This window comes from Actinomadura keratinilytica (genome assembly GCF_039539665.1).
Taxonomy (GTDB): domain Bacteria; phylum Actinomycetota; class Actinomycetes; order Streptosporangiales; family Streptosporangiaceae; genus Spirillospora; species Spirillospora keratinilytica.
In genome coordinates, this window is the sequence record NZ_BAABDO010000211.1 from 1 (window position 1) to 5,492 (window position 5,492).

General features: G+C 69.2%; 5 protein-coding genes. 3 read left to right on the forward strand and 2 right to left on the reverse strand.

Going from position 1 to position 5,492, the window contains the following annotated elements:
- Positions 1–214 precede the first annotated feature (214 nt).
- Positions 215–2,371, forward strand: coding sequence for a B12-binding domain-containing radical SAM protein (locus ABD879_RS31890; RefSeq protein ID WP_345025502.1), 2,157 nt, complete (start codon positions 215–217; stop codon positions 2,369–2,371).
- 37 nt (positions 2,372–2,408) lie between these two features.
- Here the strand turns inward: ABD879_RS31890 and ABD879_RS31895 are convergent, their stop codons facing one another.
- A complete protein-coding gene (locus tag ABD879_RS31895) occupies positions 2,409–3,062 on the reverse strand; it encodes a hypothetical protein (protein WP_345025504.1) in 654 nt (217 codons plus the stop codon).
- Positions 3,063–3,165: 103 nt separating this feature from the next.
- Here ABD879_RS31895 and ABD879_RS31900 point away from each other — a divergent pair, with 103 nt between their 5' ends.
- Both ABD879_RS31900 and ABD879_RS31905 read left to right on the forward strand, forming a co-directional pair.
- Complete coding sequence (locus tag ABD879_RS31900; RefSeq protein WP_345025506.1) at positions 3,166–4,218, forward strand: aldo/keto reductase; 1,053 nt, start codon at positions 3,166–3,168, stop codon at positions 4,216–4,218.
- Positions 4,215–5,036, forward strand: a complete 822-nt coding sequence (locus ABD879_RS31905) for an endonuclease/exonuclease/phosphatase family protein (protein WP_345025507.1) — start codon at positions 4,215–4,217, stop codon at positions 5,034–5,036. Before ABD879_RS31900 ends, ABD879_RS31905 begins: the two co-directional genes overlap by 4 nt.
- A gap of 138 nt (positions 5,037–5,174) precedes the next feature.
- Here ABD879_RS31905 and ABD879_RS31910 read toward each other — a convergent pair whose 3' ends face one another.
- Positions 5,175–5,324 carry a hypothetical protein gene (locus ABD879_RS31910; RefSeq protein ID WP_345025508.1) on the reverse strand — a complete coding sequence of 50 codons (150 nt, stop codon included), beginning with the start codon at positions 5,322–5,324 and terminating at the stop codon, positions 5,175–5,177.
- Positions 5,325–5,492: the final 168 nt, after the last annotated feature.

Sequence of the window (5,492 nt, forward strand, 5' to 3'; positions counted from 1 at the left end):
CTCGGCAGCCGAGAACCAGACGATCTAGCCTCCAAGATCGCCGGGGCGGTCCAGCGGGCTGCATCCCCGGCCGTTAAGCACGCTACGCGTGTCCGGTGACCGCGGCCTGTGGCGGCCAGACCGGGGCGCGCTTTCAATCGTCTGGAGGCCGCAGGTCCGCCGGGCGTGCCGTCGGCCGATTCCCGACCACCACACCACGACCCAAGGAGCAGGAATGCCCGCTGACATCGGTGTCAGAGCACTGGACGCCGTCCGGCTGGCCGGGACGTCCGACCTGGTTCGCCCTGCTGTGGAGCGCGCTGTGGACGAGGCGGCGCTCGATCCTGCACGACTGCGTGCGGTGCTGGCCGAACACGCCCCCCGCCGGGTGCTCGTGGCGGGCACGCTGGAGCGGCGTTTGCTGTTGCTGGAACGCGGTGACACGCGGTGGGTGGCGGCGGACCTATCAGGTCGACCGCACTCCACGCATCACTGGCCCGCATGGGCTGACGAGCACGTCCAGCTGGAGGAGACGAGCGGGTGGCTGTCGCTGGCCGACGTCGACCAGCATGCGGTGTTCCGTCTCAGCCGTCCGCGCATGCTGCTGGCGGCGCTGTACCACCCCGAGTACTTCCCACTGCCCCGGTTCCCGCTCGGGATCAGCGATGTGGCGCGTGCCGCTCGCGCGACGCTGACGGGCACAGTGCGGCTGGCGGACATGCAGCTCGGCGTGACACTGGACGACCTGATCGACCAGGTCGTCGCGGACAGCCCGGACATCCTCGGCGTGTCGGCGACATTCGGGCAGCACGACCTGCTCATCCGCCTGCTGGATGCGGCCTTCGCCACCCCGCGGCCACCGCTGGTGGTGGTCGGCGGATCACTGGCCGCGCGGAACGAGGCCCTGCTGCTGGAGCGGTACCCGCGGTTACTGGTGGCCCGCGCAGCCGGGGAGGCCACCGTCCAAGGGCTGATCGCCCATTGGCACGGCGACATCGAACTCGATCAGGTGCCGGGCCTGGGGTACCTCGGAGCCGCGCGGGGCGGCGGCCTCAACATCACCCTGCGCCGCACGGCCAAGCCCGCATCCCGGGACACGGCGGGCGACATCTGGCCAGAGCTCGATCTGCTGCCCGCCACGTTCGAGCACCACGGTGTGGCCCAGCTGGAGACCAGCCGGGGGTGCACGAACTTCTGCTCGTTCTGCCCACGCGGCCACAAGGGCACCTGGTCAAGTGCCCCGGTAGAGGGCCTGGAATGGGTGCTGGCGGAGATGCGCCAGGTGTTCGACCGATACCCGGGCCTCTCCCGCACGCTGTACCTGGTGGACGAGGAGTTCATCGGCCGTGGCCCGGACGCCGCCGCGCGGGCACTGCACGTGGCTGAACTGGTACACCGAGCCGGGTTCGCCTGGGAGTCCAGCTGTCGCGTGGACCAGGTGGTGGACCCGGCCCGGGACGAGGCATGGTACGTCGAGCGCGTCGGCATGTGGCGCACCCTGGTGCGGCGAGGGCTGCGGCGGATGCTGTTCGGGGTGGAGTCCGGTGTGGACTCCATCTTGGACCGGTTGAACAAAGAGACCACCGCAGAGCAGAACGCCCTGGCCATCCGAACGCTGTCCGCCCTGGGCGTCCCGACCCGCTTCACCTACATCACCTTCGACCCGTTGATGAGCCTGCAGGAGCTGAAGGCCAGCTACGCCTTCCAGGGACGCACGGACCTGCTGTTGCGCCCGCAGCCGGACATGCCGGCGGAAGCGGTCGTGCACGGTGTGCGCGACGAGGAGTTCGTGGCCGAGCACGCCGCCGGACGCGCCTTCCACACCGAGATCTCCTATCCGCTGGTGTCGATGGAGTGCCTGATCGGCGCCGCCTACACGCGCAAGGTGCGCCAGGCCGGGCTGGCAGGGACGGCACGGCCGTCGATGGGCCGCATCGACGCCCGGTACCAGGATGGGCGCATCGGCGTGGCCAGCCAGTGGGCGCAGCGGTGGGTGGACCGCAACTTCGCGCTGGACTACACCCTCAAGTCGCTGGAGAAGGTTCTGGACGGCTCGTCACGACACCTGGTGCGCGGAGCCCGTGTGATCCTCAAGGACGCCGCACACACGGTCCTCGGCGGCATGATCGAGGCGATCGACGCCCAACCGTACGACGGCAGCGCCCTCGACGTCGCAGACCGGGAGGCCGGGCAGGAGGCGCTGTCCGGGCAGATCCGCGACCTGCTGGAGAGGGAGATCGACCTCTTGCGAGGACGCATGGACGAAACGGTGGCGCAGGTCGCCGGTGTGCTGGAAGCCGCGCACTCCCGCCTGCTGCGACGCGAGTACGCCCGTTGGGAGGCCGCCACCGGATGGCGGCTGATCAACGCGGCGGACCCCTGTGGCACCTGAAGCCCGTTGCGCCTGGGCGGGGAGGCTCGCCGGGGTCTCAGGAGCCGCTTTTCTCCGGGATGGGCACCCAGTTGAACTCTGGGCAGAACCGCCGATAGGTCGTGAGTTTCCACGCGGCGTACTCCTGCAGCCTGCCGGCGGTGCGCAACCGGTGCTTGACCCAGGTGTGGCAGACCCGCTCCTCCAGGGTCATGGCCTGCTCGATCTGGTCGAGCATCCGGCAGGCCACCGCGAAGTCCTCCACCGTCAGGGCGCTCAGGTCGATCTCGACGCCGTCCACCTGGAAACCGAACACCAGACGCGTGGTGGAGAACCGGGTGGCACGTTCGCCGAGGAACCGGGCACGCCCGTCGAGCGCCTTCATCAGGACCTCACGCTGCTCGACCGGGTAGCCGATCCCCAGATCCAGGTCCGAGGTCTCCAGGTTCAGCCGGGTGCCGAAGGAGCCGACATCGCGCGGCGTGTGTCCGGTCCACTCCTCGATCAACGCGGACGCTTCGGCGCGGACCCGGACGAGATGGCCGTCGTGCGCGCGCATGGTCGCGTAGAACCGCTCGGCTCGCTCGTACTCGGCAGGCGAAAGGTCCGTGCGATCGACCCAGCCCTTCGCCAGGATCGCGTCCAGGTCCAGGTCGGTGTGAGGATGTGGGTTCGTCACGGCGCACGACCCTAGCCCCAGCCGCATCACCATCACCCCGCCTTTACACAGAGAGGGACGAAAGAACGTGGCAGGCTCCCCTACCCGGCCACCGGGCAACACGTCACCGCGCCGCAGGCTGACCGCAGGACTGACCGTGCACCCCATCGGAATCGGCTGCTGGGCCATAGGCGGTCCCGCCACCAACCTCGGCCTGCCGATGGGCTGGTCCACCGCCGACGACGCCGCCTCAATGCGCGGCCTGGAGACCGCCTACAGCCTTGGCGCGAACCTGTTCGACACAGCGGACGTCTACGGGCACGGCCACTCCGAACGCCTACTCGGACGCCTGGTGGCCACCGTCCCTCGCGACAGCATCGTCCTGTCCTCCAAGGTCGGCTACTACCGCGGCACCGCCGCCCACGCCTACCAACCCGCGCACATGCGCCGCCAACTCCACACCACCCTGGAGAACCTGCGTACCGACCATCTGGACATTTACTTCCTGCACAACGCCAACTTCGGCCCCCACGACCGCTACCTGGAGCCAGCGATCCAGCAGATGCGCGCCTTTCAGCAGCAGAGGCTGATCCGCGCGGTGGGAATGCGCGGACCGCACCGGTACGCCACCGATCGCCTCGCCATCCCCAAAAAGCAGCGCGAGGACAAACACGCCCGCTTCCGGTACCTCTTCCACAAGGTGCGCCCCGAGTACCTGGCCGTCCGCTACAACGCCCTGACCCCACCCCCGCCCGCCGCTGAGCAGGACATCTTCGCCTTCGCCGCCGAGCACGGCGTCAGCGTCCTCATCAACAAACCCCTCGCCCAAGGCCTGCTGACCGGTAAATACGACCCCGACAACCCGCCGGTCTTCGCCGAAGGCGATCACCGGCTGCGCAAACGCTGGTTCACCCGCGACGCGCTGGTCGCCATCCACCAGTGCCTGGCCCCCTTGCGTGAACGTTTCGGCTCTTCGACCGGTGACCTGGCCCGCGTCGCGCTCCAGTACTGCCTGCAGCGCGCCGACAACGCCGCCGTCCTCGTCGGCTTCACCACCCCTGAGCAGATCACCCAGAACCTGACCGCCATCGACAGACCGCTCTCCGCCGAAGACCTCGCGTTCGTCCGCGCCACCGCTCAACGGCTCCACCAACGCCTCGACAGCCTCGGCGAGGTCTTCCTTGATGAAGAACAGGAACCACGCTCATGACCGCCGATCAGCTCGCCCTCCTCGCCGGCACACCCTCACACCGGGCGTCCACCACCACGGCACGGCTGATCGTGTTCAACGCCCAGCACGCCTCACCGGCACGCGCCCGCCGCCAAGCCGCCTGGCTGGCCGACCAGCTGACCGCCGACCTGCTGGTCATCACCGAGGTCGGACCCGGCCCTGGCGGCGACGCCCTCACCACCGCCCTGACCGACCACGGCTACGCCTCCGTGCTCGCCCCCCGACCCGCGGGCCGCGACTACCGCACCGTGCTCGCCTCCCGCAGCGCCGAACTCACCCCGGTCCCCAGCGGCGTCACGGTGCTACCGCACCGCGCCCCCTGCGCGACCCTGCACATCGGCGGCCGCCCGATCACCCTCCTGGGGCTGTACGTCCCCTCGCGAGGACCGCAACAGCGTCGCAACCAGGACAAGCGCGCCTTTCAAGAGGCCGTCTCCGCCGCCCTGCCCGAATTGGTCGCCAACTGCGACGGTCCTCTCGTCGTCGCAGGAGATCTCAACGTCCTCGAACCCGGCCACACCCCACACCACCGCATCTTCGGCGAGTGGGAGTACGATTTCTACCGCTCCTTCGCCGCCGCTGGACTCACCGACGCATTCCGCCACCTGCACCCGCAGGCCGTCGAACACTCCTGGTTCGGCCGGTCAGGTCGCTATCGCTTCGACCATGCATTCATTACCGCCCCGCACCGCGAACGGCTGCTGTCCTGCGACTACCTCCACCAGCCCCGGCAACTCGGCCTCACCGACCATTCCGCCCTCGCACTGCACGTCACCTGCGCCGAAGACCACCCCTGACGCATGGAAGCCGCCGCCGGGCGGCGCCTCAATCGGCCGGGACACCCTGTGCCGAAGATCCGCAGTCGAAGCCCAAACCTTGCCGCGTGCACAGGGCCAGACATGTCAAGCATCACCGCACGACACGAGTTGCTCAGATCACCCTGCGTCCACGGCGCAGAACGCGCCGAGCATGAAGCCACCCCCCAGCATGCGCGGGGCCGCCCCAGTTTTGATCAGCGCCGACAGCGCCACGTGCTGAGCCATCCCCGCGTGCGCGGGCCGACGACAGATCAGGATCGCGATCACGTCTGAGCCGGGGACCATCCCCGCGTGCGCGGGGCCGACTGGAGCGCACTACCCCATGACCTGCGGAAGATGGGACCATCCCCGCGTGCGCGGGGCCGACACATGCCATGCTGGCCTAGGGCCTGTTTTGTGGATCGTGGTTGAGCCAGAGCATGAGGCTCGCGATGG

What these genes read in the sequence shown, in the direction of transcription:
- ABD879_RS31890 (WP_345025502.1), top strand. Translation starts at nt 215, where the DNA reads ATGCCCGCTGACATCGGTGTCAGAGCACTGGACGCCGTCCGGCTGGCC.
- ABD879_RS31895 (WP_345025504.1), bottom strand. Translation starts at nt 3,062, where the DNA reads ATGGTGATGCGGCTGGGGCTAGGGTCGTGCGCCGTGACGAACCCACAT.
- ABD879_RS31905 (WP_345025507.1), top strand. Translation starts at nt 4,215, where the DNA reads ATGACCGCCGATCAGCTCGCCCTCCTCGCCGGCACACCCTCACACCGG.